This is a genomic window from Paraburkholderia sp. RL17-373-BIF-A (assembly GCF_046030175.1).
Lineage (GTDB): Bacteria > Pseudomonadota > Gammaproteobacteria > Burkholderiales > Burkholderiaceae > Paraburkholderia.
Window position 1 is genome coordinate 1 of sequence record NZ_JARESO010000470.1, and the last position, 372, is coordinate 372.

Consider the following 372-nt stretch of genomic DNA (forward strand, 5'->3'; position numbering starts at 1 on the left):
GCCTGCATGGTTTCAGACGCGCGGCGATGATCGGCGTCCTTCTGCTCCGCACGGCGCACGGCTTCGTCCAGCTCTTTCTGCAGTTTCGTTGCGGCGCTTCGCTCGCGATCGATCTCCAGCAGGGCACGCTTTTCAGAGGCACGGAACCGTTCCTCCGCGCGTTCCGTCGCGTCCCGCTGCTTCCCGAGATCGCGTGAGAATCCTTCACGCACCTCCACGAACTCGCGATCACGCACAGCCAGCGTCGCCCGGACCCGCTCAAGCTCTGCCTCCAGCGCCTGTCGCTGTGCGCGGCCTTCGGCCTGTGCCTTTTCCAGCTCCCGTACCTCCACCTGCGCGGCCAGCAACGCGCCGGTGCGCTGCTCGAGCGCG

1 pseudogene is annotated in these 372 nt (G+C 67.2%); it reads right to left on the reverse strand.

Annotation, left to right across the window (positions count from 1 at the left end):
* Window positions 1-372: pseudogene (locus tag P0D80_RS51420) on the reverse strand (DNA-binding protein); the annotation flags it as partial.